At 54.8% G+C, this 16,811-nt stretch carries 14 protein-coding genes; 11 read left to right on the top strand and 3 right to left on the bottom strand.

Annotated features, from left to right (window positions below; all coding sequences use genetic code 11):
• The first annotated feature begins 71 nt into the window (after positions 1 to 71).
• The gene (locus DYE26_RS14165) at positions 72 to 989 is read left to right on the top strand and encodes a transposase (protein WP_051985633.1); all 918 of its coding nucleotides are present in this window, start codon (positions 72 to 74) and stop codon (positions 987 to 989) included.
• A gap of 396 nt (positions 990 to 1,385) precedes the next feature.
• Here the strand turns inward: DYE26_RS14165 and DYE26_RS14160 are convergent, their stop codons facing one another.
• A complete protein-coding gene (locus DYE26_RS14160) occupies positions 1,386 to 2,384 on the bottom strand; it encodes a LacI family DNA-binding transcriptional regulator (RefSeq protein ID WP_036628566.1) in 999 nt (332 codons plus the stop codon).
• Positions 2,385 to 2,861: 477 nt separating this feature from the next.
• On the opposite strand from DYE26_RS14160, the gene DYE26_RS14155 reads away from it, so the two are divergent.
• From DYE26_RS14155 to DYE26_RS14115, 9 genes are all read left to right on the top strand, one after another.
• Complete coding sequence (locus DYE26_RS14155) at positions 2,862 to 4,226, top strand: ABC transporter substrate-binding protein (protein WP_036624861.1); 1,365 nt, start codon at positions 2,862 to 2,864, stop codon at positions 4,224 to 4,226.
• Positions 4,227 to 4,341: 115 nt separating this feature from the next.
• A complete protein-coding gene (locus DYE26_RS14150; RefSeq protein WP_036624860.1) occupies positions 4,342 to 5,235 on the top strand; it encodes a carbohydrate ABC transporter permease in 894 nt (297 codons plus the stop codon).
• A 1-nt stretch (position 5,236) separates the two neighbouring features.
• A complete protein-coding gene (locus DYE26_RS14145) occupies positions 5,237 to 6,073 on the top strand; it encodes a carbohydrate ABC transporter permease (protein ID WP_036624859.1) in 837 nt (278 codons plus the stop codon).
• Between the two features lie 33 nt (positions 6,074 to 6,106).
• Positions 6,107 to 8,842: a GH36-type glycosyl hydrolase domain-containing protein gene (locus tag DYE26_RS14140; protein ID WP_036624858.1), complete on the top strand. Its 2,736-nt coding sequence runs from the start codon at positions 6,107 to 6,109 to the stop codon at positions 8,840 to 8,842.
• A gap of 96 nt (positions 8,843 to 8,938) precedes the next feature.
• Positions 8,939 to 9,820: a hypothetical protein gene (locus DYE26_RS14135; protein ID WP_036624857.1), complete on the top strand. Its 882-nt coding sequence runs from the start codon at positions 8,939 to 8,941 to the stop codon at positions 9,818 to 9,820.
• 635 nt (positions 9,821 to 10,455) lie between these two features.
• A complete protein-coding gene (serC, locus tag DYE26_RS14130; RefSeq protein ID WP_036624856.1) occupies positions 10,456 to 11,544 on the top strand; it encodes a 3-phosphoserine/phosphohydroxythreonine transaminase in 1,089 nt (362 codons plus the stop codon).
• A 194-nt stretch (positions 11,545 to 11,738) separates the two neighbouring features.
• A complete protein-coding gene (trmL, locus tag DYE26_RS14125; RefSeq protein WP_036624854.1) occupies positions 11,739 to 12,203 on the top strand; it encodes a tRNA (uridine(34)/cytosine(34)/5-carboxymethylaminomethyluridine(34)-2'-O)-methyltransferase TrmL in 465 nt (154 codons plus the stop codon).
• A gap of 5 nt (positions 12,204 to 12,208) precedes the next feature.
• Positions 12,209 to 12,769, top strand: a complete 561-nt coding sequence (locus tag DYE26_RS14120; protein WP_036624852.1) for a maltose acetyltransferase domain-containing protein — start codon at positions 12,209 to 12,211, stop codon at positions 12,767 to 12,769.
• A gap of 88 nt (positions 12,770 to 12,857) precedes the next feature.
• Positions 12,858 to 13,103 (top strand): AbrB/MazE/SpoVT family DNA-binding domain-containing protein, encoded by a 246-nt coding sequence (locus DYE26_RS14115; protein ID WP_036624848.1) that lies wholly within the window; start codon positions 12,858 to 12,860, stop codon positions 13,101 to 13,103.
• Positions 13,104 to 13,551: 448 nt separating this feature from the next.
• Here the strand turns inward: DYE26_RS14115 and DYE26_RS14110 are convergent, their stop codons facing one another.
• Both DYE26_RS14110 and DYE26_RS14105 read right to left on the bottom strand, forming a co-directional pair.
• The gene (locus tag DYE26_RS14110) at positions 13,552 to 14,619 is read right to left on the bottom strand and encodes a phosphodiester glycosidase family protein (protein ID WP_036624845.1); all 1,068 of its coding nucleotides are present in this window, start codon (positions 14,617 to 14,619) and stop codon (positions 13,552 to 13,554) included.
• A complete protein-coding gene (locus DYE26_RS14105) occupies positions 14,616 to 15,026 on the bottom strand; it encodes a hypothetical protein (RefSeq protein ID WP_036624842.1) in 411 nt (136 codons plus the stop codon). Before DYE26_RS14105 ends, DYE26_RS14110 begins: the two co-directional genes overlap by 4 nt.
• A 165-nt stretch (positions 15,027 to 15,191) precedes the next feature.
• On the opposite strand from DYE26_RS14105, the gene DYE26_RS14100 reads away from it, so the two are divergent.
• Positions 15,192 to 16,811 (top strand): aminotransferase-like domain-containing protein, encoded by a 1,620-nt coding sequence (locus DYE26_RS14100; RefSeq protein WP_147291300.1) that lies wholly within the window; start codon positions 15,192 to 15,194, stop codon positions 16,809 to 16,811.

Genomic DNA, 16,811 nt, shown 5'->3' with positions numbered 1-16,811 from the left:
GAACGCGTGTTTGGTATAATGAAATAAATGGAACTTATGTTCGTATATCCTTGATTCGGGGGCGAGTGAACATGGAGGTCAATGCGGGAACAGAACTTCAGCCATTCAGCAGCCGGTTTAACAGCGAGCAGGCCTGCCTGGAGGCGCTGATCGCGATGAAGTGGCCAAACGGCTTCGTCTGCCCGCGCTGCGCTCACACCCGGTGCAGCCGTCTGACCTCCCGGCATATCCCTTTGTTCGAGTGCGGAAAATGCAAGCATCAAACATCGCCTTTGGTCGGCACGATTTTTGAAGGAGCCAAGGTGCCCTTGCTCAAGTGGTTCGAGGCCCTGGATTTGTTCTTGCTTGAGGGCGGCATCTCAGCGTTGCGGCTGCGCCAGGTGATCCGGGTCACCTACAAGACCGCCTGGTCGATGCTGCACAAAATACGTCATGCCGTGGGGGAGTTCGATGCCCGGGAACTGCTCTCCGGAGAGGTGAAGGTGAACAGCGATCAGTATGGACGTAATCCGTCCCGGTGTCAGCTTTCGCATCCGTACGCCTCGGCGGTCGTAGCCGGCTGCACGGTAACGGAGTCGGGCGAGCCGGAGCAGGTCAAAATCCGCCTGGTGCCGCATAAGCGGGGGGACGGGAAAATGACAAACCGTCACGATCTAACCGCTTTTATTAGCGGGCATGTGGATGTCCATACATCGGCGGTACAGTTGTTTCCTCAGGCCTTTCGGCTGTATGCGCCCTTGCGGAGAGTGGTGAGAGAGGCATGGGAATCGCTGAAGAGTACGTATGGAGCCTTGGGACTGAAGCATCTGCAGGCGTACCTGAACGAGTACACCGTACACCGCCGGCTGCGCCTGCAAGGAGGACTGCCCGGAGCGGAAGAAACGATGCGGCAGAAGTTGCTGCGCATGTGTGTGGCGATTCCCGCGATCCCTTACCGCCGGCTGATCGCACGCCAACCGAACCAGCCCCTTGCGGCTGCTGCAGCCTGATCGAGACGCTGGAAACGGTAGGGGGAGTTTGATGCAGATCAACTTAATGGTCCTTGATTTCCTGTCTTGATCTCCTATCCGGTCTGCTTCACCTCACCTAAATATGATATGTTTCCTTCTCTTAAGCCCGTCTAAATTATCTCGAACCTATCTGCTTCTTCACCAAATATTTTCCGAGCTTGCCTTTCTCTCTAGCTACCTGATCAAACGGGATAATCGTCCAAAGTCTCCGGATAGGGAGTGTTGATCTCCGTCCTCCACCTCCCCCACCTCCCTATCCTGAAGCGTTCAACGCCCTTTCGTGTTTCTTGCCACTCTTAATTCTTTGAACACCTTCAGCTCAGGGACTCAAGCTGATTTTTGCTCTGCGAAAGTTGAGATTCCAACCTGTTCGCCTTAAAGCACGGCGGGTTTGCCTCCGCAGGACTCGCGAATCACGAGCTCGGGCTCCACGACAACATTGCTCGTCTCGGATTGACTGTTGATCAGGTCGTAGAGCAGCGAAGCGGCCAGCCTGCCGATTTTGTCTTTGTTTTGCCGGATGGTCGACAGGGTTGGCGTCGTGTATTTGCACGCTTCGATGTCGTCGCAGCCGATGATGGCGATGTCCTGGGGGACGTGAAACCCATGTTCCTTCAAAGCGCGCATCGCCCCGATCGCCAGCAGGTCCGAGGCCGCAAAAACGGCCCGCGGCAAGGACCCGGATTGGATTATCCGGGTCATGGCTTCATAGCCGCTGGACTCGAAGAAATTGTCCCCGTTGACAAACCATTGCTCCATGACAGGGAGGCCGAAGCTTTCAATCGCGTCCTTATACCCTTGTTCGCGCATATTGGAAATGTCCGATTCCAGCGTGCTGCCGATATATCCGAGATCTCTGTATCCGAGCAAATAAAAATGCTCCACTACTTTATAGGACATTTTGTAGTTATCGGACATGATGTACCCTGAGCTTTTGCCGTTTAGTTGAATATCGACGCCGATGCAGGGGATTTCGCTGTGATCCAGCTCGTTGATGGACGGCTCGACCTCCTGACCGGTGACGATGATGCATCCGTCCACTTGGAAATGCCGGCAGCGCGCCAAATAATCGCCGTCGACGGAGTGGAATTTCTCGTTGGAGAAAAACAGAAGGTCATAGCCCAGAAAACCCATCTGCTTCTTGAACGCGTTCAGCACTTCAATAAAGAAGGGGTGGGTAAAATCGATATTGAGTTTGCCCGCGAAAATAACGCCGATCAGGTTCGACTTCTTTGTAGCCAGCGTTTTCGCTGAATTCGAAGGTATATACCCCGTCTGCTTCATAATTTCGAGAACTTTCGTTCTTGTCTCCTCGGAGATGTCGCTATAGTTATTAATAATTTTGGAAACGGTCGATACCGATACTCCGGCCATTTCCGCGATTGTTTTAATATTGACCGCCAAAAAGCAGCCCTCCCTACAATAAAAGAACATTTTGGAATTAGTATATCTTAATGAGATACTCAAGACTATTAAAGAAATCGATGGCGAAACATTTACGAAACTGGTTTCGTGATTAGTTTAAAGGAATTGCGAAACGGAGTCAAGACAACTCGAAATAAATGGGAAAAACGAAGCATACTAAGGCCGGAAATGGACTATTCGACGATAAATACAGCGTCTGATCCGCGTCGGAACGAGGTTTTTGCGAATCGCGAAAAAAACCTTTACAAAGCAAATTTTTGATGCAATAATGTGTTTTGACGAAACCGCTTTCGGTAAATTCATCCCGAAATTCTCTAAAATGGCCTGGTTTTACGAAAATTATGAAAAACTTCAGTGCACAGCGTAAATCGGGAAGGTAAACCGAATCGATAGTCCAAAATCATTACCTTAATAGGGGGTAACAGCATGGTAAAGAGAATTTCAGCCTTGATCCTGGCCGGTGCGCTGACGCTTAGTCTGGCTGCTTGCGGCGGAGGAGGCAATGGCGGCAGCACGGCTCCGGCAAACGGAGGCGAAGGCGGCAAAGCGTCCGGGGAGAAGAAAGTCATTAAGATTCTGCACTGGAAGCAAGAAAACATTAACAAAGCGATGGAAGAGATCAATAAGGCGTTCGAGGAAAAATATCCGGAATATAAGATTGAATATACGACGACCGGCCCTGACGACGAGTACAAGCAGGCGCAAAGAGCGCGAATCACGGCGAATGATGTTGATATTTTGGCCGACTTGTCCGGGATGAGACTTTCCCCGCAAGAATGGACGCCCGGAGCGAAAACGCCGGATTGGCAGCAATGGATCGATTCCGGTCTGATCGCCGATCTGTCGGACCAGGCGTTCGTCAAGAACTGGAATGCAAACGACATTGAAAAAGCCGGAACTTACAACGGCAAGGTGTATGCGATTCCAACCGGCAAAGTGGCGATGTCCGGCCTGTTTTACAACAAACAAATCTTTGAAGAAAACGGCCTTTCCGTACCGAAAACCTGGTCGGAATTCATCAAGCTTTGCGATGACCTGAAAGCGAAAGGCATCACGCCGATCGCCGTCGCCGGTAAAGACGTATGGCCGCTGAAGTTGCCGGTATTCGCCCTGCAGTCGAAAATTTTGGGCGGCGGCGATCAGCAAAAATGGATCGAAGGCGTTTGGAAGGGCGAAACGGCGTTTAATGACGCCGAAGCCGTGGAAGTGCTGGAAAAAGCGAAAACGATTCAAGACAATTACATGATCGATGGCTTTATGGGCATCGACTATGCTTCCGTACCGTCGATTTTCGCTGCGGGCAAAACCGCGATGCTGGCGGACGGATCTTGGGACGCTCCGACGATCGCAACCGCGAATCCCGATTTGAAATATGGATATTTCCCGCTTCCGGCCACGGAAGACGCCGCGAAAAACGCTTCTTTCGTAGGGAAGTACGATGTAACCTGGTACGTTGCCGAAAAGGGACCGAACAAAGAAGGGGCCCTCAAATGGATGGAATTTTTCTCCCAGCCTGAAAATTACACCAAATTCGTCAAAGCCGCCGGCTTTATTCCGACGCAGGACAACATCTCGACGGAAAGCGAATTTATCGACCAGGAGCTGACTCCATACCTTGGCGATTTTGAGCTGGCTTACGAGATTATGATGATCAACCGCGAAAACGTCGGCGAACATCTTGCGGCCGAAGGCGTGCATACGGAATACCTGGCTCCGGGCGGAGCATTTAAAACCGCGAAGGAACTGGCCGACGTCCAGCAAAAAGAATGGGAAGCCGCAGCGCCTAAGTAAGCCTAAGGTTTCTGCCTGAATCTATAGAAAGAAAACAACCATACTGTACTGCCCTCGGGGTCTGCTCGTCAGGCCCCGATCCTTTATTTGATTTGGATCTGAAGAGGTGAGAGAGATGTACCCATTTGGAAAAGGCTTTGCCCGTTACGTTCCTTTTCTGCTGCTGTTGATTCCGCTGGCGTTATACGTCGTTTTTTATTTCGGACCATCGGTGTTGACCGTGATTTATTCGTTTACGGATGTGAAAAACATCCCTGGCAGCTCCATGAACTTCGTCGGGCTCGATAATTATAAAGACTTGTTTTTTGCCGGAAATTCCGGGGAACGCTGGGTTTCCATCAAAAACACGTTAATTTTCATGTTTATCGTCACCATCGTGCAAAACGGAGTGGCGTTGTTTGTGGCTGTGCTGATTAACCAACGGCTGCGCGGCGATTATTTTTACCGGGCCGTGTTTTTTCTTCCGGTCGTGCTTGGGGTGGCTGTCGTCGCGCTCGTTTGGGGCATGATGTTCGACCCGATGAGCGGGCCGGTTAACATGCTGTATCAATCGCTGTTCGGATATAAAGACATGTTTTTCTCCAGCTTTACGCATGCGTTCGGCTACATTATTTTCGTGCAAATCTGGATGTACATGGGCTATTCAATGCTGATTTTTCTTGCCGGCCTGCAATCCGTGCCAAAAGATCTGTACGAAGCGGGGTACATCGACGGTACGAACCGCTGGCAATCGTTTAAGAACATTACGTTCCCGCTGATCGCCCCGTCTTTTACGGTCAATATGCTGCTTTCGATCATCGGGGCGATGTCCACGTTCGATATTATCCTCGCCACGACGGACGGCAAGTTCAACACCAGAACGATGGCTTACGACGTGTATAAGGAAACGTTCCGCGGCAGTCTGGAAATGGGCTTGCCATCGGCGCTGTCCGTGGTCCAGTTCCTGATCATTTTGGTGTTCGTTATCGTGGCCGTCAGACAGACGCGTAAGAGAGAGGTGGAATATTAAAATGAAAAAATCCAATTCATTTACGATTCTGTCTTACGCCGTCATCGCCGTGCTGCTTGTCCTTTACGTGGTGCCGTTAATTTTGGTGCTTAACGTTTCGCTGAAATCGTATCCCGAATATTTGATGAATCCGATCGGAATGGTGAAGGAAGCCCAATGGAGCAACTATGTCAGCGCCTGGACCGAGGGCAATTTTGCCAGCTATTTTCTGAACAGCGTGCTTTATACCGGGGAGGCTACGGTGCTCACGATCATCGTATCCATTCTCGGCGCGTTTCCGGTAGCCCGGGGGTACGTCAAATGGAGCGGGTTTATCTACCTGTTCTTCCTGCTGTCGCAATTTCTCCCGAATCCGATGGTCGCCCAATATAAGCTGATGCTTTCTTTTAAAGAAAGCCTGGATTTCTTCGGTTACGATACGAAGCTGGGTTATATCATTTTGAAAACGAGCGGTACGGGCGTCGTGTTCATGATGTTCGTCGGCTACATCAAATCGATCAGCCGCGAGCTGGACGAAGCCGCGGGCATGGACGGATCGGGCTATACAAGGTACCTGTTCCAAATGATTTTGCCGCTGATGAAGCCGGTTATTGCGACAGGCGTCATCCTTACGGCAATCGGGATCTGGAATGATTTCGTCGGTCCGATCATGTATTTGCCGAGCAAAGTGAACTATCCGATTACGTTTGGCTTGAAAGAGTTCAAGGGCCAATACGGCAACAACTGGCCGCTGTTGGCGTGCGGGATTACGATCGTGGCGGCTCCGCTCATTTTGCTCTATACCTTTATTCAAAAATACCTGGTGGACGGCGCGCTTGCCGGGGCCGTGAAATCTTAAATGCGGACTAAAGAGAGAGAGGAAGAAGCGCAAATGGGACAAAAAGGTTGGAAGTTTCAAGGGGAGCAAGGCGAGTTCAGACTGGAGCAGCCAGAACATAACAGCTATTTGTATTTTCCCCTCGTCAACGAGGCGGGGATGATGTCGGCCGTGACCCCGAATTTGCACGGAGAAATCACTTCGGGACACAACACGTTTCTGATGGAGCCCGTATCGGCGGAAAGTTTGCATAATTCCAAGGCATCGCGGAACTTTTGGGTGTTTATCGAAGGATACGGGGCATGGTCCGTCAGCGGCAACTCCGCGAGACAAAACGCGGCGCGGTTTACGGGCGAAGAAGAGCGCTCCGCGGTGGAGGCGGGGTTCCTATGGCATGCCGTGACGCGCGACAACGAAAAAGCCGGACTAAAGGCCAGGACGGTCAGCTTTGTTCCGGTAACGGACGATAAAATCGAGCTGATGCGGGTGACCCTGACCAATACGGGGAACGCTCCGCTTAAGCTGACGCCGACGGCGGCGATTCCGCTGTACGGGCGTTCGGCCGACGATCTGCGGGATCACCGCCACGTCACATCGCTGCTGCATCGGATATTTACGTCGGAGTACGGCATTGAAGTGCAGCCGGCGCTTTCCTTTGACGAGCGGGGCCACCGCGTCAACAAGGTCACTTACGGCGTGTTTGGCGCTGAAGCTGGCGGAACGGCGCCCGCCGGATTTTTCCCGGTGACGGAGAATTTTATCGGCGAAGGCGGGGCGCTGGACTGGCCGGAGGCCGTCGTCGCGAACCGCGAACCGGATGCGCAGGCGGGGGCCGCCGTGGAAGGCTACGAAGCCGTCGGCGCGCTGCGCTTTGCTCCGGTGGAATTAGCGCCGGGTAAGTCCGTCTCCTATGTCGTGGCCATGGTCATTTCGGGGGACCGGATCGATGTCGGGCGGTACGCGGCGGATTATTTGGCGGCCGGCCGGTTTGATGCCCTGCTGGAGCAAAACCGGGCCTACTGGCGGGACAAATTGGATACGGTCCGGTTCAGCTCCGGGGACGGTGAGCAGGATTTATGGATGAAATGGGTGACGCTGCAGCCGATTTTACGCCGGCTTTACGGCAATTCGTTCCTGCCGTATCACGATTACGGACGCGGGGGCAGAGGCTGGCGCGACCTGTGGCAGGACTGCCTGGCGCTGATGGTAATGGAGCCGGCGGAAGTGCGCCATCTGCTGCTCAACAACTACGCCGGCGTGCGGATGGACGGCAGCAACGCGACGATTATCGGCGCGGGGCCGGGGGAATTCGTCGCCGACCGCAACAACATCCCGCGGGTATGGATGGATCATGGCGCCTGGCCGCTGATGACGACGCTGCTGTACCTCCATCAAAGCGGGGACCTGGACCTGTTGTTCCAGCCGCAGAGCTATTTCCGCGACGTATTCGTCAAGCGGTGCCGCGAGCGCGACGCCTCCTGGACGCCGGAGCAGGGGAACAAGCTGCTGACCGCGGACGGACAAATTTATGAGGGCACGATTTTGGAGCATATTTTGCTGCAAAATATCGTTCCGTTCTTTAATGTCGGCGATCACGGCAACATCAAGCTGGAGGGCGCGGACTGGAACGACGGGCTCGATTTGGCCCCGGACCGCGGCGAAAGCGTGGCGTTTACGGCGTTTTACGCCAGCAACCTGATGGAGCTGTCCGAGCTGCTGCTTGAGCTGCAGAAGCGCACCGGAAAAGATTCGCTGGACATCGCCGAAGAAATGGCCCTGCTGCTCGATACGCTCGGGAAGCCGATTTCCTATGACAGCATTCAGGAAAAACGGAGCTTGCTTGACCGCTATTACGACGCCGTCACTCCGCGCGTAAGCGGCAAAAAGCTGTTGCTGGACATCCGCAAGGTGGCCGAGGATTTGAAGCGGAAAGCGGATTGGGCCGTAGCGCATCTGCGCGGGAGCGAATGGATCCAAAGCAAGGAAGGTTATGCCTGGTTCAATGGGTATTACAACAACGATGGCGAACGCGTTGAAGGAGACCATCCGGACGGCGTGCGGATGACGTTAACCGGGCAGGTGTTCGCGATTATGGGCGGCGTCGCCACGGACGAACAGACGGAGAACATCTCGCAAGCGGTAAACCGCTACTTGAAGGACGAGCGGATCGGCTACCGGCTGAATTCCCGCTTCGGCGGAATCCAGCAAAACCTCGGCCGGGCCTTTGGCTTCGCTTTCGGCCACAAAGAGAACGGCGCGATGTTCAGCCACATGACCGTCATGTACGCCAACGCGCTGTATAAACGCGGGTTCGTGCAGGAAGGGTTCGAGGTGCTCGACTCCATCTACCGGCTGTCCGCCGATTTCGAGAACAGCCGGATTTATCCGGGGGTTCCCGAGTATATCAACGAACGCGGCCGGGGGATGTACACCTATTTGACCGGATCGGCGAGTTGGCTGCTGCTGACGCAGCTTACCGAGGTTTACGGGGTCAAAGGCTGCTTCGGCGACCTGCGTTTGGAGCCGAAGCTCGTGCAGGCGCAGTTTGACGGTTCCGGCGAAGCGGCGGTCGAAACCTTGTTCGCGGGGCGCATGCTGCGCGTCGTTTACCGCAATCCGCAGGCGGCCGAACACGGCCAGTACCGGGTGGATTCCGTCAGCCTGAACGGTCAAAGCGTAGATTGCCAAAACGATGGGGCCGGCTGTCTGATCGGCCGTTCGCTGATCGAAGCTTTGCCCGCCGACGGTGTTCACGAACTGATCGTTACGCTTGGCCGCAATATAAGTTGAACTAAAGAAATACGGGGGTTGGGTCATTTCACAAGGCTGCCCTGATCCGTACAATCAACAGTTCAACTTATACAGCTCAAGAAAGGTAATGATCGCATGGCTTATCAACTGAATAACGAGCTGCTTGCGGTTGATATCGCGGACCCCGGGGAATACCGGGGAACGCGGTTCGACTGGAGCGGCTTTATTACGGGCGTCCGGTTCGCGAGCCATACGTTTTGCGTTCCGGAAAGCCTGGTTCCCGGTCAAGGAACCGGAGGCATAGGGCTTTGCAGCGAATTCGGGATCGCGCAAACCATTGGCTATGACGAAGCGGAGAGCGGCGGGAAATTTCCCAAACTTGGCGTCGGGTTGCTGACACGCCCGGACGAGGCGCCTTATCAATTTTTCCGCGATTATGAGGCCGAACCGTTTTCCATCATGACTGAGCAGCAGGGGCCGCAAAGCGTTGCGTTTACTGTGTTGCCTGAAGACTGCCGCGGTTACGCCGTGCAGCTCGTAAAAACCGTCGCTATCAAGCAAAACCGTCTGAGCGTGAGCGTTGAGCTGGATAACGTTGGCACCCGACCAGTTCTTACCGATGAGTATTGCCACAATTTCTTCGGGATTGACGGCGAGCCGATTGGCCCGGACTACGTGCTGCGCTTTCCGTTTGCGCCTTCACCCCGGAGCGATGACCCCGGTACGCTGGACGGGCTTGCGTTCAGCGGCAACGAAGTTACCTGGGAGCGGCAGCCGGAGAAAGATTTTTATTTTCGCCTGCCGGGGGTCGACGGAGCGGAGCAGCCGTGGCTCTGGGAACTGGTTCATCGGCCCAGCGGCCTGGGAGTTCGCGAGCGCAGCAAGCTCCCCGTGGCCGCAGCAGCGGTATGGGGCAAGGGGCACGTTGTTTCACCGGAGATGTTCGTGGAAGTGAAGCTCGCTCCGGGTGAGCGGCAGACCTGGACCCGGATCTACGAGTTTTTTCAGACGATGTAGGTGGTTCAGGCAAAAAAAGGGCATTTTTTAAGCTTAACTAACCTAATAATCAGCGCTTGACAGGGAAGGCCGGTGGGTTGGTTGGCGGGGTGGTCGGCGGATCAACATCCACTGTCCGGACGCTTTGCACGATTATCCCATTTGATCAGGAAGCAGAGAAGTAGATAAATTCAGAGCAGAAGATAAATTCAAAAGAAGAAGATATATTTGAGTGAAGCGGATATATTTAGGGTAAGCAAATTTGTTAGAGATTATTAGACGGATTAGGGAGAAGTAGACATGTTCGAGATCATTAGACGGGTTTAGGTGAAAGAGGTTTAGAAGAAGTGAAGCAGACCTGACGGAAGGAATGGGGCAACCGCCTCATTTTTTCCTGCTCTCTTTTTATTTATTCCGTACATTAAGCCCCCTGACCCCCCTGAACGAAGGGGATAATCGTGCAAAGCGGCATGCAGGACACCCATACACGAACACAGCCTATGTCTTTATTAAAATGAAGCATTAATGTGTCATTTCTGTAAACTGGCGAATTTTTGCGAAATATCAGCTTGCTGGGCGGCGGTTTAGTTGATATGATAATCCTTATCTAAAACTTCGAACCATACAAGCCATGGAAGGGAAAGGGATGGGGAGCAATGAGTAACAGAGCTTATAACTTTAACGCCGGACCGGCAGCGCTGCCGCTGGAAGTGCTGGAACGCGCCCAGGCGGAATTTGTCGATTTTCGCGGAACAGGCATGTCGATTATGGAAATGTCGCACCGCGGAGCCGTGTACGAAGCGGTTCATAACGAGGCGGCCAGCCGCCTTTTGAAGCTGTTGGGCAGCCCATCCGGCTATCAGGTGCTGTTCCTGCAGGGCGGGGCTTCCACGCAGTTTGCGATGATTCCGATGAACTTTCTGACCGCAGGCAAAACGGCCGGTTACGTGAAATCGGGAAGCTGGGCCAACAAGGCGATTAAGGAAGCGAAGCTCATCGGCGAGACGTTTATCGCGGCCTCCTCGGAGGAAAACAAATATATGTCCGTTCCGGATGTAGGCAGCTTGAAGCTTCCGGATAACGCGGCGTACGTACACATCACGTCCAATGAGACGATTGAAGGCACACAGTTCCGGAAGTTCCCGGATACCGGCAGCGTGCCGTTGATTGCCGATATGTCGAGCGATATTTTGTGCCGTCCGTTTGATCTCAAGCAGTTCGGCATGGTTTATGCCGGGGCCCAGAAAAACCTCGGCCCGTCCGGCGTAACGGTCGTAATCGCCCGCGAGGAACTGCTCCGCGAGTCGCCGAAGCATCTGCCGACGATGTTCCGGTACGATACCCATGCGGAAAACAACTCGCTCTACAACACCCCGCCATCCTTCTCCGTTTACATGGTGAACGAAGTATTGAAATGGATTGAAGAACAAGGCGGTTTGCAAGGCATCGAGCAAAAAAATGAGCAAAAAGCCGGTCTTCTCTATGAAGCGATCGACGCAAGCGGCGGATTTTACCGGGGCTGTGTGGAGCAAGGCAGCCGTTCGACGATGAACGTTACGTTCCGCCTCGCTTCCGAAGAACTGGAGAAGCTGTTTGTCAAAGAGTCGGAGCAGGCTGGTTTTGTCGGGCTCAAAGGCCATCGCAGCGTCGGCGGTCTGCGCGCTTCGATCTACAATGCCGTGCCGTATGACAGCATCAAGGCATTGGTCGAATTTATGGACCATTTTCAAAAATCGCACGGCTAAGCGGGTCTCGGTCTGGCGGACCTGGCCGCTGTTTAGGGCCATCGCAAAATACGGCTCCATCATCGCATGGTTTGACGGTGGTGGAGCTTTTATTTTCGGTTCCCGCACCTGAAAGAAGGCGGCCGATTTGCTATAATGGAACAAGCGCTGCCCGAGGATGGACAGACTCACAAATTGGACGAGGTGTTAGTTTCATGGCATTGCATATTGTGCTGGTGGAGCCGGAAATTCCGGCAAATACGGGGAATATCGCCAGAACCTGCGCGGCGACGGGGACCCATCTGCATCTGGTGCGTCCGCTGGGGTTTCGTACCGATGACAAAACTTTAAAACGGGCCGGGCTGGATTATTGGTACGCGGTCCACATTGAATACCACGATTCCTTTCAGGAAGTGGAGGAAAAATACCGGGGCAGCCGTTTTTTCTTCGCGACCACCAAGGCGGACAAACGGTATACGGATTTCTCGTTTCAGGGCGGGGATTTTCTGGTGTTCGGGAAAGAGACGAAAGGGCTGTCTCCGGAAATATTGGCGGCGCATCCCGATACCGTGATGCGGATGCCGATGACGGATAAAGTCCGTTCGCTGAATTTATCCAATTCCGCGGCGATTATCGTGTATGAGGCGCTGCGGCAGCTTGATTTTCCGGGAATGGAGTAGATGTGATGAAAACGGAAAAAGAGAAGATGCTGGCCGGCGATTGGTACGACGCCAGCGATCCCGCGCTCGTTGCCGAACGGCTGCGGGCTCGCGGGTTGACCAGAGAGTTTAATGCCACACAAGAGGATGAACGGGAGCGGAGAACCGGTATTTTGAAGCAGCTCTTCGGCAGCTGCGGCGACGATATTTACATCGAACCGACCTTCCGCTGCGATTACGGCACGAATATTTATGTCGGCAATCATTTTTATGCCAATTTCGACTGCGTTATTCTGGACGTATGCGAGGTGCATATCGGCGAGTACTGCTTTATGGCGCCGGGGGTTCATATTTATACGGCGGCCCATCCGCTGAATCCGGCCGAACGCAACTCCGGGGCGGAATTCGGGAAGCCGGTCAAAATCGGCAACAATGTATGGATCGGCGGCCGGGCGGTGATCGTTCCCGGGGTGACGATCGGCGATAACGCGGTCATTGCCGCGGGTGCGGTCGTTACGAAAGATGTGCCGGCCGGCGCGGTGGTTGGAGGAAATCCTGCCAAAATAATTAAAACAATTGAAATTTAGCAGGAATCCTGAAAATGATAGCGAAATAAAATAGATTAGGTATTTGGTTCTATTTTTACATAATTTTTTTCAGGAGAGGTGTGCCTTTATGAAACCTGCTGGTGTAGTCCGTAAAGTGGATCAGCTGGGAAGAATCGTCTTACCCAAGTCGTTGCGCAAAAGATATCAAATGAACGAGGGCGATCCCGTCGAGATTTTGGTACAGGGAGATCACATTATTTTGGAAAGATACCGTCCGAAATGCGTGTTCTGCGGATCGATGGAAAACGTGAGCGATTTTAAAGATCGCTCCATTTGCAATCAGTGTTTGGTCGAAATGAACCAGTTGTCCTAAAACCAAAGACCTGATAGCCGCGGGAAGTCCTTTCCTTCCATAAGGGGAGGCGGCCCGCGGCGGATCGCAAAATAAATGAGCTGCCCGTAAGGGGGCTTATTTATTTTGGTAGCAAACGTGCGGTGGGCTTGGACAAGCGGCGATCAAACGCGCCTGCCTGGCCATAAGAAAATAGACCGCTTGCCGCGGTCTTTCTTCTTGGAATGTGCGCCGATGGGCGCTTGTCTTCATTAAAGACCTTTTGTTTTATCGTCGTTATAAGCCGCAGTCAAAATCCCGCACACAAACATAACCATAACCAGGGTAATAATCCAGAACGTCAAAGAGAAAGACAAACCCGAACACCTCCACGTTGAACTTCTGCTCTTATTATACCCGCCTATACTTTAAAAATAAATGCTAAAATGTGATGTTTTTCATAGACGAAGATGATTGTGGTTTGCTTGTGCTATTTGAAGAACAGGAAGTGGGTTGGCACGGGGCGCAGGGCACCGTCCGACGGACTGTTTACCACCCGGCCGTTGACGACGAGCGACGAAGAACCGCCGCCATCCAGGTTATAGGCGTCCTGAACGCCCATCTTTTGCAATTTTGCCTGAAGCTCCTCCAGCGTTGCCCCGGAACTTCCGTTTTCGTTCCGGCCGTCGATGACCAAAATGACCAGCTGGTCATCCTTGTAGTTGCCGATCACGGTACGCGGCGCACGTAAAGGCGAGGACCGCCATTTTTCCGGGATTGCCGTTTTCCTGCCGTCCTGAAGCAGGATGGGGACAAAGGAAGCGCCGAACATCGGCTCCAGCCTGTCCAAATCTTCTTTGCGCTCAAACTTGCCGCCGATGAGCTTGCCGAATTTGCTCAAACCGACGAAAAACAAATCCTTGTAGGTGGCTTCGAACCCGTTTACATATTTGCCGCCCACGATCGTCGTGCTTAACGGGTAACGTTTGCCCCGGGAATCGGCGAACCCGCCGGCGTTGATCCCGGCCACGGCGCCGTAGCGCTGGACGGCTTGTTTGGTCGTTTCCGAACCGCCCAGCATGTCTTTGCCCAGCGTCATTGTCATCGCGTCCGGAGATTTCAGCTTAACCTTCATCGCGTAGCCCCGGTAGGTTCCCGGGTTGACTTTGTATAACTCGATGCGAATCCGGTCGCTTTGGACCGTTTCGTACGGCGTTCCGAGCTTGGCCGTGATTCTTCGGTTATAGATCGTCGCGGGCATTCCGGCCGACGTTTTGGCCGTTTTCACGATGGTGCTCATCGCCGAGGTCGTTTTGCGGTACAGCTCGGCGGTTTTTTGAATGGACGAAATCGTGGTTTTGGCGTTCGCTTGCGCCTGCGTAAGTCCGCGGGAAATCGCCCCAGTCGTCTGAAAAATATCCGCCTCCGGCGTAATATCGCCGGGTGGGCTGTTCCATTCGATACGGGGGCCGCTGATCAGCAGGGCGATCAGAAGGCCAAACAAAGGACCGGTTGCCAGCAGAAAAAAACGGTTGACTCGTTTTACCGGCGTAATCATTTGAGCAGACCCATCTGTTTCTGAAGCTTGGCCAGCTGCTGTTTGACCTCGTTCAGTTGAGTATACAGCTTGTTGCTGTTGTCCGTTTTTTCGCTGGTGTTGTCCTTCGTAAATTCAAGCAGTTCATTAAACGTATCGACTTTGCTCTGCAGTTCTTCGACTTCTTTCGATAAAGCCGTCAATTGCGAGGTGTAGTCGGCTTTCATCATTTCCGTTTGGCTTTGCCATTTGGCGTCCAGCTGCGCGACCATCGATTGCTTTAAATGATTGCTGTAAAAATAGGCGGCGGCGGCCCCGGCGCCGATCAACAGTACCCAGACGAGCAAAATCAAAGCTACGGAAGGACTCTGCTTTTTCCGGGGGCGCATCGGTTCGGTGACGGTTGCAGGCTCCGTAGAATAAGACATCACATGATCACCTCAAAAACTATTATTCGCAGTACCCATTCTAACACGGCGACATTTTTATCGCAAAAAGGATAGATTTAGAGAAAATATGCCAATTTGCGCATCTTTTTTTGTTTGCCGGCGCCGGTTGTCTGGAAACTTTGTCCTGGGGTACAATCGCCGTAAATGAAGGAGCGGAAAGGGGGAGTTCACCTGAACCTCTGGCTTGAGATGTTAAGGAGAAGATTGCCGCCTACTTTTGTACTTGAAGCCGAAGAGCGGCTGGAAAACGGAACATTGATCGGGTTGGCCGGGTCGCACGGGGACGGGGGAAGCGGCAGCCGTGATGAGAAATTAGGACCGCTCTGCGGAGAAGAACCTTGGGAGCATCGGGCGGACGAACAGTCGGCACATGATAAAGATATATTTAATGAAGAAAACATTCCGCAGGATGAAAGCGCGGCTGGCGTGCAGGCGGAGGAAGCGGCGGAGCGTATGCTGGTGGATTGGCTGGCTGCCGCTTACGCCAATTGCGAAGGCGGAGAGGCGCTCCAGCCGCGGCAGTGGCTGCTTGCGGAAAGCGCCGACGGGGCGCTTGAGTTGGCGCTGCGGGCGCTGGTTCCCGGCGGCGGGGCCGTGCTGGTCGAGACGCCCGCCGCGCCGGAGGCGCTCGAGCTGATGCGCCGCCTCGGGCTGCGGACCGTCCCGGTGGAGTGCGACGGGGACGGCATGCTGCCGGACGATGTGCGGCGGAAGGCGCGGCTGGCCGGGGGCAAGCCTGCCGGGGGTGAGCCTGCCCTGGCGTATGTGACGCCGCACTTCTCGAATCCGTCCGGCCGGGTGTGGAGCCGGCAGCGCAAGCTGGAGCTGCTTGCGCTGAGCGCAGAGCTTGGGCTGCCGCTCGTGGAGGACGATACGGCAGGGGCGCTGCCATTTGCGCTGTTATTCAAAAATCCGCAGGTTCCTGAAGCTCCGGAAGTCCCGGAAACGGGGGCTGCTGCTGCGGAGAAGAAGTTGGCGGCGGTGCCGGGAGGTGAAACGCCGAGCGCAGCGGTGCTGGGGAACGAAATGCCGAAAGCGATGGTACCGGAAGGCGAAATGTTGAAAGCGGCGGTGCCGGAAGGCTGCGAGTCACTGCTTCGCTTGCGGCAGATGGCGGGGATTTCCGGGGCCAAGGTGATCGGCATCGGCTCGTTTGAGCGGGCGCTTCTGCCGCAGCTGCCTTTGGCCTGGCTGCGCGGCGAGGCGGAGGTGATGGAAAAGCTGCGGCGGGAAGCGGGGCGCGGGAGCGGCGGCGGAAGCGGTCTGCCGGCGGTGGGCCCGGCCAGCCAATGGAGCGAGGCCGTGCGGGCCGCGGGCGATCGGGCCGCGGGCGATCGGGCCGTGGGCGGAAGGGCTGCGGCCGATCGGGCCGTGGCCGCAAGGGCCGGGCGGCTCCGCGCCTGGCTCGCGTCGCCCGCAGCCGCGCGGCATGCCGCCGCAGCCGCGGCGGCGTACACAGCGCGGCGCATGCTCGCGCTGGAGCTGCTGCGGGCGCCCGCCTGGCGGGGCGCCCGCGCGGCCGATCCCGGCGGCGGGCTGTACCTGTGGGTCAGCCTGCCCGCCGGGATCTCCAGCGAAGCGCTGCTGCGCGCTTCGCTGCTGGAGGGCACAGCGTTCCTGCCGGGGACGCTGTGCTGCGCCGCTGAGCCGGATGACGGCTGCATCCGGCTCACCGTGGCCGCGCTCGAAGAAGCGCGGCTGCGCGAGGGGCTGGCGCGCATCGCCGCCGCCCTCGCCGGCTTTACGGCGCGTTCCGGGGGCTGA

The sequence above is a fragment of the Paenibacillus macerans genome, assembly GCF_900454495.1.
Lineage (GTDB): Bacteria > Bacillota > Bacilli > Paenibacillales > Paenibacillaceae > Fontibacillus > Fontibacillus macerans.
The sequence above is the reverse complement of the archived record's forward strand: the minus strand, read 5'-3'. Positions and strand labels throughout refer to the sequence as shown.

Bases quoted from the DNA above. Each gene is read 5' to 3' on its own strand.
- DYE26_RS14160 (WP_036628566.1), bottom strand. From the start codon at position 2,384: ATGGCCGGAGTATCGGTATCGACCGTTTCCAAAATTATTAATAACTAT.
- DYE26_RS14150 (WP_036624860.1), top strand. From the start codon at position 4,342: ATGTACCCATTTGGAAAAGGCTTTGCCCGTTACGTTCCTTTTCTGCTG.
- serC (WP_036624856.1), top strand. From the start codon at position 10,456: ATGAGTAACAGAGCTTATAACTTTAACGCCGGACCGGCAGCGCTGCCG.
- DYE26_RS14105 (WP_036624842.1), bottom strand. From the start codon at position 15,026: ATGTCTTATTCTACGGAGCCTGCAACCGTCACCGAACCGATGCGCCCC.
- DYE26_RS14140 (WP_036624858.1), top strand. From the start codon at position 6,107: ATGGGACAAAAAGGTTGGAAGTTTCAAGGGGAGCAAGGCGAGTTCAGA.
- DYE26_RS14120 (WP_036624852.1), top strand. From the start codon at position 12,209: ATGAAAACGGAAAAAGAGAAGATGCTGGCCGGCGATTGGTACGACGCC.
- DYE26_RS14115 (WP_036624848.1), top strand. From the start codon at position 12,858: ATGAAACCTGCTGGTGTAGTCCGTAAAGTGGATCAGCTGGGAAGAATC.
- DYE26_RS14165 (WP_051985633.1), top strand. From the start codon at position 72: ATGGAGGTCAATGCGGGAACAGAACTTCAGCCATTCAGCAGCCGGTTT.
- DYE26_RS14135 (WP_036624857.1), top strand. From the start codon at position 8,939: ATGGCTTATCAACTGAATAACGAGCTGCTTGCGGTTGATATCGCGGAC.
- DYE26_RS14110 (WP_036624845.1), bottom strand. From the start codon at position 14,619: ATGATTACGCCGGTAAAACGAGTCAACCGTTTTTTTCTGCTGGCAACC.
- DYE26_RS14155 (WP_036624861.1), top strand. From the start codon at position 2,862: ATGGTAAAGAGAATTTCAGCCTTGATCCTGGCCGGTGCGCTGACGCTT.
- DYE26_RS14145 (WP_036624859.1), top strand. From the start codon at position 5,237: ATGAAAAAATCCAATTCATTTACGATTCTGTCTTACGCCGTCATCGCC.
- trmL (WP_036624854.1), top strand. From the start codon at position 11,739: ATGGCATTGCATATTGTGCTGGTGGAGCCGGAAATTCCGGCAAATACG.
- DYE26_RS14100 (WP_147291300.1), top strand. From the start codon at position 15,192: ATGAAGGAGCGGAAAGGGGGAGTTCACCTGAACCTCTGGCTTGAGATG.